The organism is Cytobacillus sp. FSL W7-1323 (assembly GCF_038595015.1).
Taxonomy (GTDB): Bacteria; Bacillota; Bacilli; order Bacillales; family Cytobacillaceae; genus Cytobacillus; species Cytobacillus kochii.
Genome location: NZ_CP151998.1, coordinates 3,922,447 through 3,948,184, shown reverse-complemented (window position 1 = coordinate 3,948,184; position 25,738 = coordinate 3,922,447). Strand labels below are relative to the sequence as shown.

Genomic DNA, 25,738 nt, shown 5'->3' with positions numbered 1-25,738 from the left:
TAGAATATTTTAGATTACATCCCTTTGTTGTGAATTTCTTTCATTTTTCTCAAAATTAAGTGTTTAGGGTTGACGTTTAGAGGTGAGAAGCGTACACTACTAAGTAACTTCAATTTATTAGCATGGTAGCGAACTAAAGTAAAAATGAGGTGAACGAGTTGAGTCGGTTATTTATGTTTGAAAAGCCTTTAGGCATGAGGGATACATTGCCTAATCTATATATGATGAAAGAAGAAGTACGGGTGACAATGGCCAATGAAATGAAACGCTGGGGCTATCAATTTATTGAAACGCCTACGTTGGAATATTACGAGACAGTTGGTACGGCTTCAGCTATTCTCGATACACAATTGTTTAAACTGCTGGATCATGAGGGACATACACTTGTACTAAGACCAGATATGACAGCCCCTATTGCTCGTGTGGCTGCGTCTAAGTTATTAAAGGAAAAGTTGCCACAGCGTTTAGCTTATTCGGCTAATGTGTTTCGGGCACAACAGCGAGAAGGTGGACGGCCGGCAGAATTTGAGCAAATCGGTGTCGAATGTATTGGTGATCCAACAGTTAGTGCGGATGGAGAGTGCTTAGGATTAATATCCTCCGCTCTAATGAAAACAGGATTGGAGCAGTTCCAGATTTCCGTTGGTCATATTGCCTTTGTAAGGAGTTTTTTCCAAGAGATACTCGGTACAGATGAAAGAGTGGAGCAATTGATGCGATTCCTCTATGAGAAAAATTATGTTGGTTATCGTGTACATGTAGATCAGCTATCATTGTCATCTATTGATAAACAAAGGTTAAAACAGTTTCTAAAATTAAGAGGCGGACCAGAAGTCATTAAGGAAGCGGAAGACCTATTAGAGTGCAATGCAGGCGTCGAAGCGTTAAATGAATTGAAAACCTTATGGGGAATTATAGCTGACTATCAACAGGATGCCCTCATAAAATTGGACCTAACATTAGTCAGTCATATGAGTTATTACACAGGTATTGTTTATGAAGTGTATGCAGGTAATGTTGGTTTTCCAATTGGCAGCGGTGGGCGGTATGATTTATTACTAGAAAAGTTTGGGAAAGCCAAAAGTGCAACTGGCTTTGCCATTCGATTAGATCATTTACTTGAATCGTTAGACAAACCATTTGAACAACCACCTCTTTCCTGTATTGTGTTTAGTTTAGAAAGAAGAAAAGAAGCTTTTATGTTAGCTGAACAGCAACGACTTGAAGGGAAGAAAGTCGTTTTGCAAGATATTAATGGCGTAGAAGATATTGATGCTTGTTCAGCACTTTATGAAGATATCACTTATTTAGTTGGTAAACAGAAGGAGGGGTCGCGATGAAAGATTGGTTAACAGTTGCGATGCCAAAAGGAAGAATTTTTACTGAAGCAGTGGAGATGTTGAGAATGGCTGGCTTCGAGTTGCCACCTGAATTCGATGATTCGCGGAAATTAATTATTGATGTACCTGAAGAGTGTTTCCGCTTTATTTTAGCTAAACCGATGGATGTGCCAACATATGTGGAATATGGTGTTGCCGATCTTGGAATAGCCGGGAAAGATGTCATGCTTGAAGAAGAACGTGATGTATATGAATTGCTTGATCTACAGATTAGTGCTTGCTATTTAGCTGTTGCTGGCTTGCCTCATACGCAAATGAATGATGTCGCACCGAAAATCGCTACGAAATACCCGAATGTAGCAGCGGCTTATTTCCGTGAACAAGGTGAGCAAGTCGAGATTATTAAATTAAACGGTTCGATTGAATTGGCACCGCTTATTGGTTTAGCTGATCGTATTGTTGATATTGTTTCTACAGGAAGAACATTAAAAGAAAATGGATTAATAGAATATGAAGACATCGTCAATATTACATCAAGGCTCATCGTCAATCCGGTTAGTTACCGCATGAAAGACGCACGTATAAGTGATGTGGTTGAGAGACTGACAGAAGTGATCGAGCAGGAAAAGGTGGTTAAGTAAGTGGACATATTAAAAGTAACAAACGACCTTTCTATCAAGCGTTCCATTGACGGTGGGACAGAAGAACAAAGGCAAACAGTAAAGGAAATCATAGCAGCTGTACGTCAAGAAGGTGATCAAGCGATCATTCGTTATACAGAAAAATTTGATGGGATTCTATTAGATGATTATCAAGTGAAAGCAGCAGAAATAGACCAAGCTTATAGAGAATTATCTAAGGAAACCATTTCAATTATAAAAGAAGCAGCAGAAAATATAAGAAACTATCATATGAAGCAATTGCAAAATTCATGGATGACGACTGAAGTCGATGGCACCTTGCTCGGACAAAAAATAACGCCGATTGATTCTGTTGGTGTATACGTGCCTGGTGGGAAAGCGGCTTATCCATCTTCTGTGTTAATGAATGTTTTGCCGGCAAAAGTAGCAGGAGTAGAAAGAATTGTGATGGTTTCTCCTGTAGAGCGCAAAACAGGAAAAATACCATCTGCTGTCCTTGTTGCAGCGAATATTGCCGGGGTAACAGATATATATAAAGTAGGTGGAGCTCAAGCGGTAGCTGCACTTGCCTATGGTACAGAGACAATCGCACCAGTGGATAAAATAACAGGCCCAGGTAATATTTACGTCGCATTGGCGAAGAGAGAAGTGTATGGTGAGGTCGATATCGATATGATTGCTGGACCAAGTGAAATTGCTATTCTTGCTGATGAATCAGCAATTCCAACCGAAGTAGCAGCGGACTTATTATCACAAGCAGAACATGATGAAATGGCTTGTAGCATCCTTGTTACGAATAGCGAACAACTCGCTAACGAAGTTGCCATCGAGGTGGAAGAACAGTTAGCTACTCTACCAAAATACGATATTGCCAGCCAATCGATTCAACAATTTGGTCGTATTTATGTGACAGAGACGATAGAAGAATCGATTGCAGTGATTAATACAATTGCTCCTGAACATTTGGAGGTTTTAACAGTCAATCCATTATCACTTTTAGGAGCTATCCGCCATGCGGGTGCAATATTCTTAGGTAGATATAGCCCTGAGCCTGTTGGTGATTATTTTGCTGGTCCTAATCATGTCTTACCAACTAACGGCACAGCAAGATTTTCAAGCCCGTTGAATGTGGATGATTTTCGAAAAAAATCGAGCATTATTTACTACAGTGAAAGTAGATTTACAGCAAATGCGGAAAAAATCGCTTCATTTGCAAGACTAGAAGGTTTAGAAGCTCATGCAAGATCGATTGAAAAAAGACTCCAAAGTGAAAGGAAAGAAGGGAAATGACAAGAACGGCTGAGTTGCAAAGAAAGACTAATGAAACAGAAATTCAACTATCACTCAATATTGATGGAGAAGGAACAAGTGATTTGGAGACAGGCGTTCCTTTTATGACACATATGCTTGATTTATTTGCTAAGCATGGGCAATTCGATTTAACGATTGATGCAAAAGGCGATGTCGAAATTGATGATCACCACACGACAGAGGACATAGGGATTTGTCTCGGACAGGCATTGCGAGAGAGCCTTGGTGAAAAAAGAGGAATTAAAAGATACGGCAATGCCTTTGTTCCGATGGATGAAGCACTAGCACAAGTGGTTGTCGACTTAAGTAATCGACCACATTTAGAAATGCGTGCTATCTTTCCTAATCAAAAGGTAGGTACATTTGATACCGAACTAGTGCATGAATTCTTATGGAAATTCGCCCTTGAGGCGAGAATGAATCTTCATGTGATCGTTCACTATGGTCAGAATACCCATCATATGATTGAAGCAGTCTTTAAGGCACTTGGTCGGGCCCTAGATGAAGCAACAACGATTGATCCAAGAATAAAAGGCATTCCTTCCACGAAAGGGATGTTATAAATGATTGCGATCATTGATTATGGAATGGGGAATTTATTCAGTGTCAGTAAAGCACTGGAAAGGTTAGGCGAACCTTTTCTTATTACAAATAAAAAGGATGAGATCCTTTTAGCCGATGGTGTGATTGTCCCTGGAGTTGGAGCCATTAGTGATGCCATGCGACTTTTAAATGAGACGGGTATAGCAGATGTCCTCAGAGACTATGCGGCTAGTGGTAAACCAATATTAGGCATTTGCCTAGGGATGCAATTACTGTTTGAAGCAAGTGAAGAAAACGGTGGATGCCGTGGATTGGGATTGCTTCCTGGAACGGTTGTGAAAATACCTGGTGTAACAACTCAAGGTGAAATGTATAAAGTCCCGCATATGGGCTGGAACTTATTACAGTTACGACGACAATCAGCGATTTTAAAGGATGTCGAAGAGGGATTTGCATATTTTGTTCATTCTTATTATGTAACGACAGAGACAGATGAAATTATTTTGGCCGATAGCTTATATGATGTTTGTGTCCCAGCAGTTGTAGGAAAAAATAATGTCTTTGGTACTCAATTTCATCCGGAAAAAAGCAGTATGACTGGCATGAAAATCCTAGAAAACTTTACAGTGCTTGTATCAGAAGGGGTGAGTGTAAAATGAGTCTGACCATCTATCCTGCGATTGATATGCGGGGCGGGAAATGTGTACGTTTATTACAAGGCGAGTACGATAAGGAAACGGTATACGGGGACTCTCCTTTTGATATGGCAAAAACCTTTGTAGAAGATGGGGCTAGCTGGGTGCATATGGTGGACCTCGACGGAGCAAAAGCCGGTAAGCCGGAGAACGATCGTTATGTCATTCAAGCAGCAAAGCAGTTAAATGCAAATATCCAAATAGGTGGCGGTATTCGGACCGAGGAAGATATACATTTTTATCTAGATGCTGGGGTATCAAGAGTAATTATCGGCAGTGTAGCCATTTCAAACCCTAAATTTGCTATTGAAATGATTAGGAAGTATAAAGAGCGTATTGTAATTGGTTTAGATGCTAAAAACGGTTTTGTGGCAACAAATGGCTGGTTGAATACATCACAAGCAACAGCTGTTGAGGTGGGCAAACAATTCGCGGACGTCGGTGCTGAAACGTTTATTTTTACAGATATTGCTACAGATGGTACGTTATCTGGGCCGAATATTACAGCAACTGTCCAATTAGCACAAGCGACAGGAAAAGAGGTCATTGCTTCTGGTGGAGTCAGTTCTCTTGCTGATCTCAAATTAATTAACCAAGCAGGTATTCCTGGAGCTATTGTCGGTAAAGCCATCTATGAGGGGCGTTTTACTGTGAAGGAAGCATTGGAAGGGGGGCCTTTTCGTGCTTACTAAACGAATTATTCCTTGTCTCGATGTAAAAGAAGGCAGGGTCGTAAAGGGTATCCAATTTGTTCAATTAAGAGATGCAGGTGACCCAGTGGAATTAGCACGTTTTTATGACGAGCAAGGAGCAGATGAGCTTGTATTTCTTGATATCTCTGCTTCACATGAGGGAAGAAAAACAATGGTTGATGTTGTTCAAGCAGTAGCGGCAGAACTAGCCATCCCTTTTACAGTTGGTGGTGGTATTCATACACTTGATGATATGAAGAAGATTCTTCGAGCGGGTGCAGATAAAGTTTCATTAAATACCGCAGCTGTCAATCGGCCAGAGTTAATTACAGAAGGTGCTGATTTCTTCGGGGCACAATGTATGGTTGTCGCTGTAGATGCTAAGTACGATCAAGATTGCGGTACATGGGTTGTGTATACACATGGTGGAAGAGTAAAAACAGAGTGGAAAGTGCTTGAGTGGGTTAAAGAAGCCGTGCGAAGAGGTGCTGGTGAAATTCTTCTCACAAGCATGGACTGTGATGGTGAAAAGAAAGGCTTTGATATTGCCTTAACAAAAGCTGTAAGTACGGCAGTAACCGTTCCTGTCATTGCTTCAGGAGGAGCAGGGGGAGCTAGTCATTTTTCTGATATATTCCTTGAAGGGAAGGCAGATGCAGCCCTAGCTGCTTCTATTTTTCATTATAAAGAAACTTCCGTCGCAGAAGTGAAGGCATATATAAAAGATAAGGGAGTGTATGTAAGATGATTGATCAAGTGCAATTTAATGATCAAGGCCTTGTGCCAGCAATTATCCAAGATAGTGAAACGAAAGAAGTCCTAACGCTTGCGTACATGAATAAAGAATCTTTAGCAAAGACGATTGAAACAGGGGAAACTTGGTTTTTCAGCCGTTCACGCAATGAACTTTGGCATAAAGGGGAAACCAGTGGTCACACGCAAAAGGTCGTAGAAATGAAGTGGGATTGTGATCAGGATGCTATTTTAGTACAGGTCTTACCAAATGGTGTTGCCTGCCATAAAGGCGAAATTAGCTGTTTTCATGAAACGATTTATACGGGGAAAGAAAAAGCTGTAATTGCAGATTATCAAATTCTAAAACGGTTGGAAGAAGTTATTGCTGAGCGCGAGCATGCACGTCCCGAAGGAGCTTATACGACCTATTTATTCGAGAGTGGTGTCGACAAAATATTGAAGAAAGTCGGCGAAGAATCAGCAGAAGTAATCATCGCAGCTAAAAATCGTGATCGTGAAGAACTAAAATGGGAATCTGCTGATTTGCTTTACCATTTAATGGTGCTTTTACGTGAACAAGAACTGCCATTTGCCGAAGTATTAAACGTCTTGAATAAAAGGCATGAAGAGAAAAAGCCAGTTTCATAAATGGTTGAATGGGACGATTTCTGTAAGTAGAAATCGTCCTTTTTGAGTGCACGATTTTTTAAGATTAGTTTAATCGTACTTTTGCACTTTTAAATTATTATCAAGATATACCTTGTTAACTACCGTCAATGATATGCACATACAAAACTTATTCTGTACTCTTATTACCTTCTCGTTCAATTTATATGAATGCTAACTAAAGAGTGATGTTCGAGAAATCCGTGCGCTTTATTAGCATGTTACACTTTCTTAATAAAAAAATCATAAAATAGTCACATTTTTGAAAGTGTTGATTTTTTAAGCTGAGTTAGATAATCATGCTATCTTCACTTTTTTCCTTATCTTGTCACCCCCTTCTCGAGCGATTATTCGTATGTTATACTCAATTAGTTAATATATTTTATGGAGGATTCCATGCGTAAAGACTCTAAAGCAAGAGATCATAAAGGAAAAATTTTATCATTTATCCCTACGGGTGAGTATTATTTTTCAAAAGGCATTAAAGCTTACCACCGCAGGGATTTTCATAGAGCGAAGAAGTACCTCCAACGTGCGATGCATTTAGAACCAGGCGAACCGATGATTGTTTGTCAGTTGGCAGTGGTGCATGCCGAAATGGGAGAATATCAAGATTCTAATCAGCTACTCCGATTAATATTAGAGGAATTAGATGAAGAGATGGTTGAGTGTCACTATTTTTTAGCTAATAACTATGCACATTTAGGTTTTTTCAAAGACGCATACCATCATGCTACATTATATATAGAACTAGATCCAGAAGGCGAGTTTGTTGAAGATACAGAAGAGTTGTTGGAGCTCCTTACGTTAGAGGATGACGATCTAAACGAACATCTATATGAGCAGGACGACTTAATGGTCAAACAGGAACAAGCAAGGGAGTTACTTGAGACCGGTTATTTTCCAAAAGCTGTGGAACTACTCAATGGTGTCATTGAAGAGTACCCAGAATATTGGTCGGCTTATAATAATCTAGCCCTAGCTTATTTTTATCTAGGCGAAACAGATAAAGCCTCGGATGTGTTGAAACAAGTATTTAAAGACAATCCGGGGAATTTGCATGCCCTTTGTAATAAGCTTGTTTTTGCTTTTTACGAAAACGACTTTAAAGAGGTGCGAGCGCTAAAGGATGCTTTATTAAAAGTACATCCCATCTCTGTTGAGCATCAATTTAAATTAGGGGCAACGTTAGCACTTATAGGGGAATATGATAAAGCATATGCATGGCTCGGTCGTCTCTATAAACTAGGGTTTAACGGGGACGCTTCTTTTTACTACTGGCTCGCATACGCTGCCTACCATACTGGTAAAGAGTCAGTGGCTCAAGTGGCGTGGAGAAGGGCTGTTGAATTAAATCCGGAAAAAGAAGGATTGGAGCCTTGGAGCGATACGTCAAAAAGTGCTCAAGGGTTCGAAGATCATGTTTCTTCTATTCAACAAAGGCTAGATAGTGACTATCCAGAAGAACGATTGTTTGCCTTGTTTTTAACAGCAGTTTCAGGTAAAAAAGAACAATTATTAGAATCTGACCGTTTAAAAGGAAATAGGAAGTTCTCTGCGTTAGAGAGGGATTATGTAGCTTATCTAAAATTTGGTGAGGCATCTCAAGATACGTCTACAGCACATGATATAGCTGGATTGCTTTATGAAAATTACTCACCTGTTGGGGCAAAAGAAGCAAGTTTGTATTTAATGTGGTTTTCTGCGTATTTACAGTTAACCCAAGCTGGGGTGACGATTAAAAACCCTCATGCATATGCCGGTGCAATCACTTACTCTTGGCATAAGCTAAGAAATGAGACTGTATCTCAAGCAACAATCGCAAAAAATTTCGGAATCTCTACATCAACTTTAAGAAAATATTTGCGATTATTGAATGAATACCTTCGTTGAGCAAAAACTTGGACGTTTTCCTATAAATTTTATAGGATAAAACCAAGAAGGTCATAATAGAACAGAAGGCTTCAAGACAAAGGAGTGGGAATGATGGCTGAAGAAAAAATTTACGATGTCATTATTGCAGGAGCAGGTCCAGCAGGAATGACCGCGGCAGTATATACATCTCGTGCAAATTTATCAACATTAATGCTTGAACGCGGGGTACCAGGCGGACAAATGGCGAATACAGAAGAAGTGGAGAACTATCCAGGATTTGATCATATTCTTGGACCTGAACTTTCTACAAAAATGTTCGATCATGCGAAAAAATTTGGTGCGGAATATGCATATGGAGATATTAAAGAAATCATCGATGGCAAGGAATATAAAACAGTCATTGCTGGTTCTAAAGAATACAAAGCACGTGCGGTTATTATTACAACAGGTGCAGAATATAAAAAACTAGGTATTCCTGGTGAAAAAGAGTTAGGCGGCCGCGGTGTTTCTTATTGCGCGGTTTGTGACGGTGCATTCTTTAAAGAAAGAGAACTAGTAGTTATTGGTGGAGGCGACTCTGCTGTTGAAGAAGGTGTTTACTTAACACGATTTGCAAGTAAAGTAACCATCATTCACCGTCGTGATAAATTACGTGCACAACAAATCTTACAACAACGTGCCTTTGATAATGATAAAATTGATTTCATTTGGAACCATACAGTGAAAGAAGTCAACGATAAGGACGGAAAAGTAGGCAGTGTCACGATTGTATCAACAGAAACAGGTGAAGAAAAAGAATTCAAAGCGGATGGCGTGTTCGTTTACATCGGTATGAATCCACTATCGAAACCATTTGCAAGCCTTGGTATTACGAATGAAGAAGGCTATATCGTAACCAATGACCAAATGGAAACGAATGTTCCTGGTATCTTCGCTGCTGGAGATATTCGTGAAAAAACATTGCGTCAAATCGTTACCGCAACAGGCGATGGTAGCATTGCCGCTCAAGCTGCTCAGCACTATATTGAAGAGCTGCAAGAAAGTCTAAAAACAGCTACAAATTAACGAAAAAGGGGATCATAATCCAACTTTATTCATCATTTACAAAAAGTCATTTCGTTTTAACTCTACTGTAACCTGGGTGAAACAAATTTCGGTTATGATAATAATAGAAATTGACCCCCTTTTAAAGATATATTCCTTTTACAGCACAGGTAGCTCCTGTGCTCTTTTTTTTGGTTTTTGAGCAAATGAGGAAATGGTTCACTCAGAATGAAATCACGAATGAGAGCGGAGTAAAAGAGATTTGCACGTCACTCAGAAGGAGAAAAAGAAGTGAGAGCGAAGCAAAGTGGGTTAGCGAGTCACTCAGAATGAAAATCACGAATGAGAGCGAAGCAAAAGTGATTTGCGAGTCACTCAGAAGGAGAAAAAGAAGTGAGAGCGAAGCAAAGTGGGTTAGCGAGTCACTCAGAATGGAAATCACGAACGAGAGCGAAGCAAAGTGGGTTAGCGAGTCACTCAGAATGAGAAAAAGAAGTGAGAGCGAAGCAAAGTGGGTTAGCGAGTCATTCAGAATGAAAATCACGAATGAGAGCGAAGCAAAAGAGATTTGCACGTCACTCAGAAGGAGAAAAAGAAGTGAGAGCGAAGCAAAGTGGGTTAGCGAGTCACTCAGAATGGAAATCACGAATGAGAGCGAAGCAAAGTGGATTAGCGAGTCACTCAGAATGAAAATCACGAATGAGGGCGAAGTAAAAGAGATTTGCGAGTCACTCAGGATGAAAATCACGAATGAGAGCGAAGCAAAAGTGAATTGCGCATCACTCAGAATGAGAAAAAGAAGTGAGAGCGAAGCAAAAGAGATTTGCACATCACTCAGAATGAGAAAAAGAAGTAAGAACAAAGCAAAATTCTTTTTTCCACAGATCGAATGTAGCACACCGGTTGGATATTATAATAATGGATAGACACTTACTATAAAGAAGTCTAGGCAATTTGCTTAGGACGAAGAATCATGTTCAACCTGTATCGTTGTAGCGCTATGACAAAAATAGTATAATATAATGATAAATACTATGCTTTCATTCATTAGAGTATCTAGGTTCATCTGTTCTCTAATAATGAGTGGCACGAAGTAAGAGGTGAATAGGATGCAGCGGGTCACAAACTGCGTATTATTAAAAGATGATCAAGTATTGTTGTTACAAAAGCCACGCCGAGGATGGTGGGTTGCACCGGGCGGAAAGATGGAGCCAGGTGAATCGGTGCGTGACTCTTGTATCAGAGAATATAGAGAAGAAACAGGGATTTACTTAAGGAATCCAAACATAAAAGGGATATTTACTTTCATTATGAAGGATGGAGATCAAGTACTTTCTGAATGGATGATGTTTACCTTTTTTGCTACAGATGCGGACGGATTAAATGTAGATGAGTCAGAAGAAGGAAAATTGCGATGGGTCGAAGTGGACAAAGTGAAGGATTTACCAATGGCTGCAGGAGATCATCATATTCTTGAATATATGATTAATGGCAATCGCATGATTTACGGTACATTTACTTATACACCTGACTTTGAATTAATTAGTTACCGCTTAGATCCAAGCTAAAAATGAATACAGGGGGAAGCGAGAAATGAGTTCGGTTGCAGCAAAAGAAACACAAATGGTCATTATTACGGGGATGTCTGGCGCAGGTAAAACAGTGGCGATTCAAAGCTTCGAAGATTTAGGCTTTTTTTGTGTAGATAATTTACCACCGACCTTATTACCGAAATTTCTTGAACTGATGAAGGATTCAGGGAATAAGATGAATAAGGTTGCGCTTGTGATGGATTTACGTGGCCGTGAGTTTTTTGAGCATCTTTTCAAGGCGTTAGATGATTTAGCAGATACGTCATGGGTCACACCAGAAATTCTTTTTCTTGATGCGGACGATGCGACCCTTGTAAGTAGATATAAAGAAACGCGTCGCTCTCATCCATTAGCGCCATCAGGTTTGCCAATGGAAGGCATCAAGTTGGAAAGAGAATTATTAGATGATCTAAAGGGTAGAGCGCAGATTATCTATAAGACATCTAATATGAAGCCGCGTGAATTAAGAGAAAAGATACTCCACGAGTTTTCTGTTAATAAACAATCCATTTTCACTGTAAATGTGATGTCATTTGGTTTTAAACATGGATTACCAATTGATGCCGATCTTGTATTTGATGTTCGCTTCTTGCCAAATCCGCATTATATTGAGCATATGCGTCCGAAGACAGGCTTGGATGAAGAAGTGTCTAACTATGTTTTGAAATGGAACGAAACAAATAAATTTTTAGAAAAGGTCACGGATTTACTAGCATTTATGCTCCCGCATTATAAGCGTGAAGGAAAATCACAACTTGTTATCGCGATTGGATGTACGGGTGGACAGCATCGATCAGTAGCACTAACCGAGTATATCGCTAACCATTTTAAGGAAGACTACAACACTCGCATCACTCACCGTGACATTGAGAGGAGAAGGCAAACAACATGAATAGAAAGCCGAGGGTCGTCATCATTGGCGGTGGAACAGGGTTGCCAGTTTTATTAAGAGGATTAAAAAAATATCCCCTTGATTTAACAGCCATTGTCACAGTTGCTGATGATGGTGGTAGCTCTGGTAGGTTGAGAGAAGAATTAAATATCCCACCTCCAGGAGATATTCGTAATGTTTTGGCAGCGTTATCAGATGTGGAACCCCTTGTAGAAGAAATGTTCCAGCATCGTTTTAAAACGTCCAATGAATTATCGGGTCATTCTTTAGGTAATCTGATTCTAGCAGCGATGACTTCTATTACTGGTGACTTTGTTCATGCGATTCAAGAGATGAGTAAAGTATTAAATGTTAATGGGAGAGTCTTACCTGCAGCTGAAAAGAGTGTTGTATTACATGCAGAAATGGAAGATGGCAGTATTGTATCAGGAGAATCCAAAATCCCTTACTCTGGCAAGAAGATTAAGAAAGTATTTTTGACTCCTGAGAAGGTAAGTCCGCTTTCGGAAACGATTGAAGCTATTCGAGATGCTGATCTCATTATCATTGGTCCTGGTAGCCTGTACACAAGCATACTTCCTAATCTACTTGTACCGTCTGTAGGTAAGGAAGTGTGCCGTTCTCATGCAAAAAAACTGTATATCTGTAATTTAATGACGCAGGCAGGGGAAACTTTGGACTATCGTGCGAGTGACCACGTACAGGCAATATTTGATCATATGGCTGAGCCATGTTTAGATTTGATTCTTGTCAATCATGAAGAAATTCCAGAAGATATTCAAGAGCGTTATGAAGAGGAACGAGCGAAGCCTGTCTATTATGACCGTGATCGATTAGTCGAACAAGGCTTGGAAGTGCTACAGGGTGAGATTGTTAGCCTTGAAAAAGGGGCAATTCGTCATAACACGAATGAAGTCGCTAAAAAGATTTATCAATTAATTGTAAATGATATAATGAAAAACTAGTATTTGTCTGGTTAGGGGGGAGAAGGTATGTCTTTTGCTTCGGAAACAAAAAAAGAATTAACGAACTTGGAGACAAAGGATTGTTGCGGAAAGGCAGAATTATCCGCTTTGATTCGTATGAACGGATCTCTCTCTTTTTCAAATAAAATGTTAATTGTAGATATTCAAACGGAGAATGCAGCGATTGCCAGAAGAATCTATACGCTGATCAAAAGGAATTATGATGTGCAAGTTGAGCTGCTTGTTCGAAAGAAAATGAGACTTAAGAAAAATAACGTGTATATTGTTAGACTAATGGAGCAAGCACAAAAGATTCTTGATGATCTGCATATTATTAGTGCTGGCTTTCAATTTATCCATGATATCTCAATGGATTTAATTAAAAAGAAATGCTGCAAACGTGCTTATCTAAGAGGGGCTTTTTTAGCAGGGGGATCTGTCAATAACCCTGAAACCTCTTCCTATCATTTAGAAATTGCTTCAATGTATAAGGAGCATAATGACGCCTTGTCAAAATTAATGAATACTTTTGGGTTGAATAGTAAAACATTGGAAAGAAAGAAAGGTTTTATTACCTACTTAAAAGAGGCGGAAAAAATTACAGAATTCCTTAATATTATTGGGGCTCATAGCGCGCTTTTACGATTTGAAGATATCCGCATTGTTAGAGATATGCGAAATTCAGTTAATCGCTTGGTCAATTGTGAAACAGCCAATTTAAATAAAACAATTGGTGCTGCCTTAAGACAAGTTGAAAACATAAGATATATTGAGAGTACCGTTGGACTAAAGGTGTTACCAGAGAAATTACGCGAAATTGCTGAATTGCGTGTTACGTATCAAGATGTGACTTTAAAGGAACTTGGAGAAATGGTCTCTGGTGGCACGATAAGCAAATCGGGTATCAATCATCGCCTAAGAAAAATTGATGAAATTGCAGAAAAAATTAAAACAGGGCAATGGAAGGAATCTTAAAGTTTTTTGGAGGTTAGGACATGGTAGAAAGACAAGTGGAAGTCAAAATTAAATCAGGCTTACAGGCGCGCCCTGCTGCAAAGTTAGTGCAGGAAGCCAATCGCTTCACAGCAGATCTCTTTATCGAAAAAGGCGGAAAAAAAGTAAATGCCAAAAGTATCATGGGATTAATGAGCCTATCTCTAAGTGCTGGTTCCACCGTAACCCTCCTCGCTGAAGGCAGCGATGAAACCGAAGCCTTAAATAAACTGACTGCACTCCTACAAGAGGACATTGTTTCATAATCTGTATAATACACGAATAACCTGCGCACCCCCATTGCTAGATGCTTCTACCAATGGGGGTGCGTTTCATTGTCCTCAACCAACTTGCATCGATATGATAGGGGCAAGTGGTTTGGTTGAGATGGAAAAACACAAAGAAGCCGGAGCAAAGAGGAATTGTGCAGCTAACTAGATAGAAAATCACAAAAGAAGACCGAACAGATCAATTTTTCCTCATATATCGGTTACGATTGCCACTCAAAACTAATGCGAAATTGCCACTCTACAAATCACCCTATTTCTACTTTTTTTATCTCACCGTTTTTCGTTCACCTCCCAGTCGATCTAACAACCATTAATTCATAGCAAACAAAAAGCCATCAGCAAATGAAATGCTGATGGCTTTTGTTATTTGTGATGCTTATTTTTTCTCTTCTGGTGTATTGTTTGTAATGATTTTGTCGATAAGACCATATTCTAGTGCTCTTTCTGCAGTCATGAAGTTATCACGATCTGTGTCTTTAGAAATAACATCTAAAGGTTGACCAGTGCGTTCAGCTAGAATTTGGTTCAATTTTTCACGTAAGAATAGGATGCGTTTAGCAGCAATCTCGATTTCAGTTGCTTGCCCTTGAGCGCCACCTAGTGGTTGGTGAATCATGACTTCACTGTTTGGAAGCGCAAAACGTTTCCCTTTTTCACCAGCTGCTAGTAAGAATGCACCCATTGATGCAGCCATACCAGTACAGATTGTTGAAACATTTGGTTTGATGTATTGCATCGTATCATAGATAGCCATACCAGCAGTGATACTTCCACCTGGGCTATTAATATAAAGCGTGATGTCCTTTTCAGGATTATCTGCTTCTAAGAATAATAGCTGAGCCACGATTGAGTTTGCCACATTATCGTCAATCGCACTGCCTAACATGATAATGCGATCTTTTAATAGGCGAGAGTAAATGTCATAAGCGCGTTCCCCTCGGTTTGTTTGTTCGATTACTGTAGGGATTAAGTTCATTTCCAATTCCTCCTTTAAAGGTCAAAAAAGTTTTGGAAAGGTATTTTATACCTCGCCATTGGTAAATGTATGTAGTTTCATCATACATGGTTGGTCAATTAAGGTCAAACGAATCGCTTGATTATTTCAAGAGAATTATTCGACATTTTTTTCTAAGTTGATTTCCTCGTATCCATGATACCCACATATTTTTGCTTTTAAACAACGAATGCTTGCATATAAAGGGTTTTTCCCATATAATTAATATTCGTAACACCAAGAAAAACGTGTTCCTACATAATAAAAAATGCCCTCGTGGTGCAACGGATAGCACGTAAGATTCCGGTTCTTAAAATGGGGGTTCGATTCCCTCCGAGGGCGCTACATGTTTAAAATATAAGAAATGATGGGAGATTTTTAATTTTAGTTCGACTTTTGTCCGACGAAGTTAAAAATCTCCTATTTTATTTACCCTAATCGGAAGTTCATAAATCGATTATCCCTTAATTATTCTTAATATTCCTACATATAGATTATCGCTAATGCTTAAAAGAAGGTTAGTTTTAATATTTGAGGTGAAAAAAAGATAATTGAAGGAAAGGAAAGTTTAAGAGTCATTACAATATGTTTTCTAGAAGTCACCAATCTCAGGAGCAATTCTCAAAGTTAAAGAATGAAGTTATACATAAGCTAACTACCAGAAAAAAGATGGTCAAAAGGGAAAGAGCCCCATGGCATGTTTATCTAAATAAAATACAATCATGTAATAACTAATTATTTAAGCTACGATGAAAAAGTGTGCAATAGCCTTATACTAAATCCTTAATTTTCCATTGGTTCTACCTCAATGTATTTTTGGAAGCCATAATTCAAAAGAGCAAGGAAATAGTAAAGGATAAGTATTCCAGTTCGTGTGAATTTTTTGAGTTTAAAGTGCCCAATCTTTTCGAAAAGAGGAGTTAAGAGATAGGCAAAAATAACATCCATAATTAAATTAATAGTAGCATATAAGGGGAATTTGCCATAAGTAAAGTGAAACACCCATAAATTTATCGTGAAGAATGGTCCTAAAATAAATGCTAATGCATCAAATAACATAAATTTATAACCACCTTTTACTTTCCACCAATTAAATATTGGACTTAACATTTCGACAATGAGTAAAAGAAGTGAGCAAAATAATGTCACTGGTAAAAATCTTTTAAACGAATTTTTAGGTAGAAAAATAATAACGATTGCCCATAATACAATTGCATTAAATATTCTAAAAAAATTAGCAAGCATTCACTTCACCTCTATTTTCCTTTAGATTATGTGGGTGTTAACTAATTTATACAGGTTTAGTGTTTTGAACGAAATTATCGAAAACAAATAAATAGAGCCTAAAAGGCCCTAATTATCTAAATCATATAAACCTGGTGCATGTTCATTTGGCATATCCGGCATTGTTGGCACGGGAAACCCTTTAGGTGGTTCAGTCACTGAAAGGTCCCCACCATTTCTACTAGGTGTTGTTCCAGTGAATACTTCCCCAATAAGTGTATCATCTAAACGGAAATTAAATTGAGCGTTGTGAAAGCCCATATCAACATATTTCTTACATTCAGGATATTTATTCAAGTCGTAGTTAGGAACAGGGAAGACTTTTCCCCAATCAACTCCTAATGTTTCTAATGCCTTTGCAAAAGCATTTTGATGCGAATTATCTCTAACCATAAGAAAAGCTACTGTTTCTCTTAGAGTTTTATTACTGCTCATCTCATAAATTCTTGATTTTTGAAGTACACCAGTTGATTCTAAAGAAACATTATTGATTAAATTTGCTACTAAGTTACCGTGGTCATAAACCCAGGAACCATTCCAAGGGTTACCTCCTGCATCAACTGGTAAGGATGCTTTAGCACCTATAATGAAATGATGGGGATTTGCGCCATCTTGAATAACATCATCTAACGGAGCATTATCAAATGCTTGGTTACCTGGGCTAGAACCACCAGCACCATTTAAAAGTTGATTTATTGTCGATTGTACTAATTCTATATGACTAAGCTCTTCTATAAATACCCCTCTTAATAGGTCTCGATATTTTTTTGCTTTTCCTCTGAAGTTGGCACTTTGAAATGAATATTGCATCATTGTACGTATTTCTCCAAATTGTCCACCTAGCGCTTCTTGAAGCACCTTGGCTGCATGTGGATCTGGTTTATCAGGAACAATCATATTAATTAAATCTTCTTTGTAAAAATACATGAATGTATTCCTCCGTTTTTGAGTTGTAAATTCTAATAATAAATCTATTTTGTGTTAAAAAAATCGTTTTATCCATTTAAAAAGCGCATCTGGGGAGAAATCTTTCTTTGTGAAATTAAGGCTTTAGCCCACATTTTTTAAAAAACTAACCAAAAAAAACACAAAATGTGAACAAAAAAGAAGAGTCATGCATTGACTCTTCTTTAAATGAAATTCCGATGAAACTACTCTTATTATGCGATTTTATCATGCAGAAAGGATGAGTAAAGAAAAGAACAGCGAGCGTGAGGGATGCACTCTTTGAAGAGATCATTGGTTGGCAAACCAATGTAACCATTATATTTTATGTTCAATCATTTTAATGCTGGATTAAATAATGATGTTTCATCAAAAAGGTTAAAAAATTCATTTATAAATCTATAAGAACGCTGAAGAGAAACATTACAACAAAGATATTTATGTACATGGCTGCTATAACTATGCCATAATGAATTTTTTTAAAAAGGAATAATGAAGTTGGGGCTAGTAATCCCCCGAAAATGAGCATGCCGAATATTTCATTTGAATAGAAGAAAATAATCACCTACAGACAATTTTCTACTTAGTGTATTTAATTGATAAATTTTTATACGAAGGTTAACGAAATATGTTTAATTCAGTAAGCTTGGACAGTCTATAGGCTAGCTCGTATGAATTGCCTTCATAAAGGTGAAATGAGAGTGAATCATTGAGGTATTCCACTTTTTGTTGGAATTCCTCTAAACAGCCTATTTGTGCTGACCAATGGAGATCAGGAATAGAGACAATATATTTTTCTTCTGGAGTTTTAATAATGTATACATTTGAGTGTCTTTCTCCTAATAAATGCATTTTTTCTTGAAGATATTTCATCTATTCTACACCTCAACTTCTCCATTTATTAAAAGTATTATATAAATGAAAAGGAGACAAAGAAAGCAATATCTATTAGAAACACTGAAAAGGAGACTAAAGGCTCTAGGGAAAAAGTCTACAATAATGGGAATCGTTAACTTCTTCAGTATGAATTAATAAAAGAAGAGCCGATGGGCTCTATAAACCTTGATTAACTTCTCATTTGTATGGATCAATATACTGCCACTTTTGAAATAAGTAAATGAGTGAAGCACAAATAATACAAGTGATAAAAATGATGATATGGATAGAATCATCCATTTTATAAATCCCGAAATATTCATAAAGGTTCATGATACCAAAAGAAAAGACTGCATCGCTAATTGTATTAATTGTTATATAAATCCAAAAGTTACCAAATGTAAAGTATAGAAATATAGTAGGTAAGACTATGTATAAGCCGTAGACAAAAGGAGTTGTATTAGTTAATGGGAAAATGGTTTGCACAACTTCAACTAGATGATATCTTTGATATAGTTGAAATACTATTGTTAAAAGCAGGGCACTTACTAATCCACCGGGAATGAAGGACTTTACCCTTTTAGTATCTAAAAAAAGGAGAAAGAACCAAGGTAGAATCAACATAGTCCACAAGAAAATATGGGTAAACATTCAACTATACCTCCAATAAGTAGATAATTATACTCTTACCGATAACACCTTAGTCTATGCATAAAAAGTCGGGAATCGCCGGAACCCTTAAATGAGTTGAGATGAGAAAAATTCTCGAATAATTTGTTCTGCAAACAATAAAAATAGGTTTCTAAATTTTATAATAAAAAATTTAAAAAGAGGTGATTGTATGAGAGAAAAATTATTAAGTATTCAACTTCCTGATAGATATGAAGAAAATTTGTTTGAATATATTCCTACACTAGATGGTGTTCCAGAGTTAATTGATTACTTAAACCTCGGATACTCCAAAAACCAATACAAAAAAATGACATCATTAGTCGCAATTGAAAGTATGAAATTCAATTTAATTGAAGCAAAAAAAGACAATGCTCTTTCAAAGGAGGAAGTGGAAAAAGGAAATAAATTGATTGTAGAAGCGATTGAAAGATATAACTCAATATAAAGCACAAAATAATCTTAATAAGATAAGTACTAGAAAACAAAAAACAATCATACAGCCATTTAGCGCCGGAAAGTTATAGTAAAGCTGAAACTGTTCCTTTTCAGCTGTCTTTAGCAATTCTCATGTATACATCTTCATAAAAACTACAACTAGCATATCTCAAGTTAGATGTGTTTTTTTGTGTTGGGGTAATTCCGTCAAACATCTCACTAAAAAACGCAAGGAGCCGCAAAAAAATAACCGAAAATGGTCCGTTTGTTTTCTTTTTTCGACAAATTCTTCGCTTTTTTGTACCGAAGTACCTAAAAATATTACCCCAATTTACAAGTAATAACTTCACAACCTATCATTAAATTATAAAAATAATAAATTTTCAAAAAATAGGGGTGGAGTTATGAAGTTTAAAAAGCTAAAGCCGTTACTTACGTTGACGATGGCTGCTGGTATGATATTTTCGTTCAGTGTACCTAGTCATTCAATGGCAGCTGAGAATGATAAGTTCAATATGAAACAGATTGAATCTATGCTCAGTGGTTTATCCAAAGAAGAAAGAGCGACTTTGAATGAATTAAATGCGTCACCAACATTTACAATTTCTCCAGATATTAAGCAGGATAGTGCAGAATTAGTTTCTGTTATTGTTGAATTTAAAACACTTCCAGCAAAAGTGGCTGTTAAACAGCAACTTTTATTAGGTAAGCAAAAAGCGGTTAATAATGCAGAACAGCAAGTTGAGGCTTCTCATAAATCCTTTTCAACATTTATATCCTCAATGAAAAAGAAAAAATCTATTGATAAGTTTGATGCCAATAAGCTTGAGATCATTCATGAATACAAACACGCTTTTAATGGGGTATCAATGACTTTACCTGGTACGGCTGTTCAATCATTACTTGCCTCTGATGAAGTAAAAAGAATATGGAGTAACAAAGAAATCAAATTAGATTTACCTAGTGAAGATGAGAAGGTTAGTCCGAAAATGGCTGATAGTGTACCTCAAATTGGGGTTGATCAATTGCATGATGAAAAGATTAAGGGAGAAGGCATTAAAGTCGGTGTAATCGATACAGGAATTGATTATAACCATCCTGATTTAATGGATGCTTATAAAGGATATCGCTATACCGATGGCGAGAATCCTGCTGAGGTAGAGCCATCTTCAGTTAAAGGCTGGGATTTTGTTGATAATGATGCTGACCCAATGGAAACAACCTATGAAGATTGGGTTGGAAATGATGAAGGGTATCCTGAAGAATACGGTGGAGCGACTTATTATACATCTCATGGCACTCACGTATCAGGAACGATAGCAGCAAACCCTGATAACACTGTAGATTATGCTGTAACTGGGGTAGCACCAGAAGTTGACTTATATAATTATAGAGTGCTAGGTCCATACGGATCTGGAAGTAACGAAGATGTTATGGCTGGTATTGATAAAGCAGTTGCAGATGAAATGGATGTAATGAATTTATCACTCGGAACTTCTGTCAATGACCCACTAGACCCGACCTCTATTGCGATAAACCAAGCGATGCTTTCTGGGGTTGTTGCGGTAGTGGCTGCAGGAAATGCAGGTCCAGATGAAAAAACACTCGGTTCACCTGGTACAGCTGCTTTAGGTATTACTGTAGGGGCAAGTGACTCCGATATGAGTATCCCGACTTTAGATGTAACCGTTAAAGGCCAAAAACTATCCTTAATGTTACTAGCGAAGAATTTTTCTGATAAGTTGGCATTATTAGAAGGTAAAGAGTTACCGATTGTTGAAGCTGGGATTGGCCAAGAGACGGATTACCAAGGGTTAGATGTGAAAGGGAAAATCGCATTAATTGAAAGAGGCACTTTGACCTTTGATGAGAAAATTAAACATGCGAAAGATGCAGGAGCAATAGCTGTTATTATCTATAACAATGAAGAAGGGCAAATCCCATCCTACTTGGGAGAAGGAAGTGAATATCTCCCATCTTTCCGCCTGTCAAAAGAAGATGGAGAGAAATTGAAAGCGAGTGGAGTCAATAAAATCACTTTAACAAATCTTGATGAAACGACAACAGAGGGAGATCATTTAGCTGACTTTAGTTCAAGAGGTCCGGTGAATGGAAACTATGATATTAAACCAGACGTTGTGGCGCCAGGGGTAGCGATATTTTCGACGATTCCAGAGTATATCAATAGTCCTGAAGAAGGAGTCGCATATGACAATGCCTATGCTAGAATGCAAGGAACGTCGATGGCAACACCTCATGTAGCAGGTGTAGCAGCATTGATTCTTCAAGAAAATGAAGCTTATGACCCTTTCGAAGTGAAGGAAGTATTGATGAATAACTCAGTCGACCTGAATGGCGATTATTCAGTGAATGAAGTTGGAGCAGGAAGAATCAATGCCTATGCATCTGTACATGCTGAAACGACAATTAAAGTACTTGATGAAACGGAAATGATGGAGGGAGAAGGTACCGTTGTTATAGATGAAGAGACAGCTTCTATAGCATTTGGTAGGGATTATTTACGTGATGATGGTGAAGCGATTAACCACTCTAAAGATATAGTAATCAAAAATAGCGGTAAGAAAAAATCTTATGACCTTACAGTAGAGTTTAATCAATCGATTGATGGGGTTGAAAATGCAAAAGAAAATAAGGTCACTTTAAAAACGAAGAAGTCTGTTACAGTCGGTAAAGGGAAAGAAAAAACGCTAAACGCCACCATCAATGTACCAGCGAATGCGAAGCCGGGTGCATATGAAGGCTATATTCGTATAAATAATCAAGCGGATGCCCAAGAGAAATATCAAATTCCTTTTTCCATCTTTGTTACAGATAAAGGAATTGATTCTTTTGAAACGGACCGACCAACACTAGCGAATGATGTTGGGTTTTGGCAAAACTACTATCCAATTATTAACGGATTATTTACTTTGAAAAGTCCAATGGAAAGCATCGACGTGATCGTGAAAGATAGTCAGTCAGGTGAGGCACTCGGATATATTGGTTCGTTAAATGCTGAGAATATGATGCCAGATCGAGAATATTTCTTGCTGTATATGTTTACAGGAGCAATGTTGCCATTTACGAAGGACCCTAATCAGCCAATTGCTGAAGAATACGTAAAATTACCAGAGGGAGACTATGAAATAGTCATTTTAGCGAAGGATGATAGTGGAAAAACGTATACAGTTGACGCACCAGCAATCATTGACAATACCGCACCTGAGATTGAGTGGGATCACGAGCCCGGTGTGTATGAACTGAATGACTCGATGTTTACAGTCGAGGATGGGGAAGAGGCATTTTATGTTCATGGTAAAGTAGAAGATGAAACAATCGGACTATTAAATGAAAAAGGTTTACCGTATGATCAATCATCTAATACGATGTATTTTGACACTTCTAAATACGCTTATTTTGCAAGGACATTCCCGATTGATGCAGAAGGAAATGTGAAATTTGGCATTGAAAAAAGTGATATTGAAAATCAAGAGTTATATTTACGGTTAGCCACTTCCGATTTAGCGACAGCTGTTAAGATGGAGAACTATATTTTTGTGAAGGAAGGAACTCCATATGTTTCCGCTAGTTATGATAAGGAAGCGATAAAGAAAAAAGACAATATTACAATGACTCTTTCGCTAAACAATGTTCAAGATATGATGTCAGGGGAATGGCAAGTGAGTTTCCAACATGACTTATATGATTTCAAAAAGGCAAATTTGACGAAAGAGATAGAGCAATACACAAAACAAAAGGGCATTAAAGTGGATTTAGCTAAACCGGTAGTAGAAAAAAGTGATATTTGGAATAGTACGGTTACATTAAGTAGTGCTCTATCTGGAAAAGCTTTTGATGGGCTAGATGGGGATATGCCATTAATTGATGTGACATTTAAGTTGAAAGATGATGCTTATTATGGTAAAACAAGTAGCTTTGAAGTAGTAAATGGAAAGTATACACCAAAAGACGAGCAACAAGTTGATATTCCTTATTATAGTGTCGATTCATTTGATGTGATTTCTAAACATACGACTGTTGCAGGCTCAGTGAACTTAGAAGCTTTTAATAGTGAGGAAGGATATTTTAACCGCGTTGGAGAAGCAAACGATTTAGGTATTAAAGTGTATGCTCAAACACGTTCAGGTAAGAATTATAAAGGTACGCTGGATGATCATGGACAATTCACTGTAAAAGGAATTCCAGCGAGCAGTCAGGATTATACGTTAGTTATTGAAGCACCAGGCCACCTAAAGAGCGCCACAACTTTTGTGCCTGGTAAGAAAATCGATGGCGAACTCTTTGGTCAACATCAAACCATCCGTCCAAAACTAGGATTAGCCGGTGATGTGAATGGCGATAAGGTCATTGATATAAAAGACATTCGAAAAATTGTTGATGCATATGGAGATGAAGATACCTCGAAGAAGAAAGAAGATATTAATCAAGACGGAATTGTCGATGAATTAGACATAAGAATAACAGAAAAGAATTTCTTAACGAAAGGTCCTGATGCTGAATCGAAACAACCAAAAGAAAAAATCGGTAACAAAGACCTTGAATATTTCCTTCGATTAATTGGTTTAACACCAATTGAATAGTTATAGCTTACGACAGATAGATACGAATCCTATCGATACGAACTAATTGAACTGCCCCCTGTTAAATAGTCAGTGGAAATAATAAAAACAGTCTAAGCGGCTTTAGCTCTATATTCTTTAGGGCTAAGGCCGCTTAATCGTTTCTGTTTTGCCCCTTATTAGGTTATTTTTTTCGAAAAAAGTTTCATGGTTTACTCTACCGTATAAAACATGGTCCTCCTAGTTTGTCTATTACTTTTCCGTCATGTGTAAGACGGTTAAATAGGATTTCCTTGCCTTTCTCCATCATTTTTCTCTGCTATAATAGCCAAAAAGAGACATGATTAACTTTTCACTTATTGGGAGGTTCAAGGATGGAAGGAAAAATCATCAAATACTATCGAGAAGCAAAGAAGCTTACACAGAAGGAGATTGTACAAGGCATTTGCTCTATCACCCATTTAAGTAAAATTGAAAGAGAGTCTACTCAATACTCCAGTGAAATTATTTATATGCTTTGTGAACGGTTGGAAATTAACATGGAAGATGAAATTGAACGATTTCAGCAATTTAAGCGAAAGATGACTGACCTCCAAAAGCAAATTATTATTCAAGATGATGAGAGAATTGAGCAATTAAAGAAAGAGTTAACAGCAAACTCGTTAAGAAAAGTACCAGATTTTCAAGCGAGTTACTTTCTAACAATGGCGAGGTACTTCTTATATAAGATGAAAGTGACAGAAGCTTATTACTTTATCAACCAACTTCAAAAGGAAGTGATAGAGCTAACCTCTTTTGAAGAGAATTCATTAAAGCATCAATTAGGGATATATTATTTTTTAACGGGGAGAAATAAAGACTGTATTCGAGAATTAAGTTCTATTGACCATGATAGCTATCATCAAAATGAATATTATTACCATCTAGCACTCGCTTATTATGCTGCTAATCAGAACGTACAAGCCTATTATTATGGTAAAAAAGCTGCTGATTATTTTCATTCAACGATGAATGTTAATCGCATGATAGATTCGGAAACATTATTACTTGTGCAGTTAAATGCGAAAGGTGCTCATGATTTTAAAGAGACGAAAGATAGGTATGAGGCTCTTTTTCGTTTATGTGAAGAGTGTGGCGAAGTAGAGAGAAAAGCAAAGGTATATAACAACTTCGCTTATGACCTTCATAAAAGGAAAAAATACACTGAAGCACACTATTACTATTTGAAAGCATTAGAAATTGCTTGCGAAAACTCTCCATTATACGCCATGTTTTTAGAAAATTATATTCATAATGGTTTTATTAGTGGGTTAGTACATAAAAAGGAATTGTTACAAGAAGTAAGAAAAGGGATTGAATTAGCAAAGACTTACCAATGGAGTGGGCTTTTTACATTTGAGTTTTACTCCTTCTTAATTGAGGGCAGAGAAGAGGAAGCATACGCCATAATAGAAAATAAATTATTACCTTATTATCGTCAGTCGGGTGATACGCTTATGATAGAAAAATACGAACAACGTTTATTTGCTTATTATAGGAAGATTGGTGACGTTGAAAGCGCGTTTAAATTGGCAAAAAGTTTAATTGCTTCACCGACATTAGTTTAATTGTATATGGATGTAAAAAAACTGGGAATGTTTCCTTAAGGTTAAGGACACGCTATAGATAATCTTTCAAT

The 25,738-nt window shown here is 37.5% G+C and carries 24 protein-coding genes and 1 tRNA gene; 20 read left to right on the top strand and 5 right to left on the bottom strand.

Going from position 1 to position 25,738, the window contains the following annotated elements; translation table 11 throughout:
* Positions 1 to 158 precede the first annotated feature (158 nt).
* The 16 genes from MKX67_RS20110 (at position 159) to MKX67_RS20035 (ending at position 14,250) form a co-directional block, all read left to right on the top strand.
* On the top strand, positions 159 to 1,340 hold the full coding sequence (locus MKX67_RS20110) for an ATP phosphoribosyltransferase regulatory subunit (protein WP_095371878.1): 1,182 nt from the start codon (positions 159 to 161) through the stop codon (positions 1,338 to 1,340).
* Positions 1,337 to 1,981, top strand: a complete 645-nt coding sequence (gene hisG / locus MKX67_RS20105; protein WP_095371879.1) for an ATP phosphoribosyltransferase — start codon at positions 1,337 to 1,339, stop codon at positions 1,979 to 1,981. The genes MKX67_RS20110 and hisG overlap by 4 nt, the downstream gene beginning before the upstream one ends.
* A complete protein-coding gene (gene hisD / locus MKX67_RS20100) occupies positions 1,982 to 3,271 on the top strand; it encodes a histidinol dehydrogenase (protein WP_342488665.1) in 1,290 nt (429 codons plus the stop codon).
* Entirely contained in the window at positions 3,268 to 3,855 is a 588-nt protein-coding gene (gene hisB, locus MKX67_RS20095; protein WP_095371881.1) for an imidazoleglycerol-phosphate dehydratase HisB, read from the top strand. Before hisD ends, hisB begins: the two co-directional genes overlap by 4 nt.
* Positions 3,856 to 4,494 carry an imidazole glycerol phosphate synthase subunit HisH gene (hisH, locus tag MKX67_RS20090; protein ID WP_342488664.1) on the top strand — a complete coding sequence of 213 codons (639 nt, stop codon included), beginning with the start codon at positions 3,856 to 3,858 and terminating at the stop codon, positions 4,492 to 4,494.
* On the top strand, positions 4,491 to 5,222 hold the full coding sequence (gene hisA / locus MKX67_RS20085) for a 1-(5-phosphoribosyl)-5-[(5-phosphoribosylamino)methylideneamino]imidazole-4-carboxamide isomerase (protein ID WP_342488663.1): 732 nt from the start codon (positions 4,491 to 4,493) through the stop codon (positions 5,220 to 5,222). The genes hisH and hisA overlap by 4 nt, the downstream gene beginning before the upstream one ends.
* Complete coding sequence (gene hisF, locus MKX67_RS20080) at positions 5,212 to 5,970, top strand: imidazole glycerol phosphate synthase subunit HisF (RefSeq protein WP_342488662.1); 759 nt, start codon at positions 5,212 to 5,214, stop codon at positions 5,968 to 5,970. Before hisA ends, hisF begins: the two co-directional genes overlap by 11 nt.
* Complete coding sequence (hisIE, locus tag MKX67_RS20075; protein WP_224937099.1) at positions 5,967 to 6,605, top strand: bifunctional phosphoribosyl-AMP cyclohydrolase/phosphoribosyl-ATP diphosphatase HisIE; 639 nt, start codon at positions 5,967 to 5,969, stop codon at positions 6,603 to 6,605. Before hisF ends, hisIE begins: the two co-directional genes overlap by 4 nt.
* Positions 6,606 to 7,019: 414 nt before the next feature.
* On the top strand, positions 7,020 to 8,516 hold the full coding sequence (locus MKX67_RS20070) for a tetratricopeptide repeat protein (protein WP_224937098.1): 1,497 nt from the start codon (positions 7,020 to 7,022) through the stop codon (positions 8,514 to 8,516).
* A 93-nt stretch (positions 8,517 to 8,609) separates the two neighbouring features.
* Entirely contained in the window at positions 8,610 to 9,563 is a 954-nt protein-coding gene (gene trxB / locus MKX67_RS20065) for a thioredoxin-disulfide reductase (protein ID WP_224937097.1), read from the top strand.
* Positions 9,564 to 9,748: 185 nt separating this feature from the next.
* A complete protein-coding gene (locus MKX67_RS20060) occupies positions 9,749 to 10,468 on the top strand; it encodes a hypothetical protein (RefSeq protein WP_342488661.1) in 720 nt (239 codons plus the stop codon).
* 183 nt (positions 10,469 to 10,651) lie between these two features.
* Complete coding sequence (locus MKX67_RS20055; RefSeq protein ID WP_095371889.1) at positions 10,652 to 11,110, top strand: 8-oxo-dGTP diphosphatase; 459 nt, start codon at positions 10,652 to 10,654, stop codon at positions 11,108 to 11,110.
* Positions 11,111 to 11,135: 25 nt separating this feature from the next.
* Positions 11,136 to 12,026: an RNase adapter RapZ gene (gene rapZ / locus MKX67_RS20050; protein ID WP_095371890.1), complete on the top strand. Its 891-nt coding sequence runs from the start codon at positions 11,136 to 11,138 to the stop codon at positions 12,024 to 12,026.
* Entirely contained in the window at positions 12,023 to 12,991 is a 969-nt protein-coding gene (locus MKX67_RS20045) for a YvcK family protein (RefSeq protein ID WP_342488660.1), read from the top strand. The genes rapZ and MKX67_RS20045 overlap by 4 nt, the downstream gene beginning before the upstream one ends.
* A 27-nt stretch (positions 12,992 to 13,018) precedes the next feature.
* A complete protein-coding gene (gene whiA, locus MKX67_RS20040; protein WP_095371892.1) occupies positions 13,019 to 13,966 on the top strand; it encodes a DNA-binding protein WhiA in 948 nt (315 codons plus the stop codon).
* A 20-nt stretch (positions 13,967 to 13,986) separates the two neighbouring features.
* Positions 13,987 to 14,250, top strand: coding sequence for an HPr family phosphocarrier protein (locus MKX67_RS20035; RefSeq protein ID WP_095371893.1), 264 nt, complete (start codon positions 13,987 to 13,989; stop codon positions 14,248 to 14,250).
* Between the two features lie 400 nt (positions 14,251 to 14,650).
* Here the strand turns inward: MKX67_RS20035 and clpP are convergent, their stop codons facing one another.
* Positions 14,651 to 15,250: an ATP-dependent Clp endopeptidase proteolytic subunit ClpP gene (gene clpP, locus MKX67_RS20030; protein ID WP_095371895.1), complete on the bottom strand. Its 600-nt coding sequence runs from the start codon at positions 15,248 to 15,250 to the stop codon at positions 14,651 to 14,653.
* A 288-nt stretch (positions 15,251 to 15,538) separates the two neighbouring features.
* On the opposite strand from clpP, the gene MKX67_RS20025 reads away from it, so the two are divergent.
* Positions 15,539 to 15,610, top strand: a tRNA-Arg gene (locus MKX67_RS20025).
* A 441-nt stretch (positions 15,611 to 16,051) separates the two neighbouring features.
* On the opposite strand, the gene MKX67_RS20020 is transcribed toward MKX67_RS20025, so the two are convergent.
* The 4 genes from MKX67_RS20020 to MKX67_RS20005 form a co-directional block, all read right to left on the bottom strand.
* Complete coding sequence (locus MKX67_RS20020; protein ID WP_342488659.1) at positions 16,052 to 16,513, bottom strand: hypothetical protein; 462 nt, start codon at positions 16,511 to 16,513, stop codon at positions 16,052 to 16,054.
* Positions 16,514 to 16,621: 108 nt separating this feature from the next.
* Entirely contained in the window at positions 16,622 to 17,479 is an 858-nt protein-coding gene (locus tag MKX67_RS20015; protein WP_342488658.1) for a manganese catalase family protein, read from the bottom strand.
* 636 nt (positions 17,480 to 18,115) lie between these two features.
* Positions 18,116 to 18,370, bottom strand: a complete 255-nt coding sequence (locus MKX67_RS20010; protein WP_095371897.1) for a YueH family protein — start codon at positions 18,368 to 18,370, stop codon at positions 18,116 to 18,118.
* 201 nt (positions 18,371 to 18,571) lie between these two features.
* A complete protein-coding gene (locus MKX67_RS20005; protein ID WP_095371898.1) occupies positions 18,572 to 19,024 on the bottom strand; it encodes a hypothetical protein in 453 nt (150 codons plus the stop codon).
* A 190-nt stretch (positions 19,025 to 19,214) separates the two neighbouring features.
* Between MKX67_RS20005 and MKX67_RS20000 the strand changes: the two genes are divergently transcribed.
* The 3 genes from MKX67_RS20000 to MKX67_RS19990 all read left to right on the top strand — a co-directional run bounded on the left by MKX67_RS20000 (position 19,215) and on the right by MKX67_RS19990 (position 25,667).
* Positions 19,215 to 19,490 (top strand): hypothetical protein, encoded by a 276-nt coding sequence (locus MKX67_RS20000; protein WP_095371899.1) that lies wholly within the window; start codon positions 19,215 to 19,217, stop codon positions 19,488 to 19,490.
* Positions 19,491 to 19,884: 394 nt separating this feature from the next.
* Complete coding sequence (locus tag MKX67_RS19995) at positions 19,885 to 24,081, top strand: S8 family serine peptidase (protein WP_342488657.1); 4,197 nt, start codon at positions 19,885 to 19,887, stop codon at positions 24,079 to 24,081.
* Between the two features lie 353 nt (positions 24,082 to 24,434).
* Positions 24,435 to 25,667: a helix-turn-helix transcriptional regulator gene (locus tag MKX67_RS19990; RefSeq protein ID WP_322910450.1), complete on the top strand. Its 1,233-nt coding sequence runs from the start codon at positions 24,435 to 24,437 to the stop codon at positions 25,665 to 25,667.
* Positions 25,668 to 25,738: the final 71 nt, after the last annotated feature.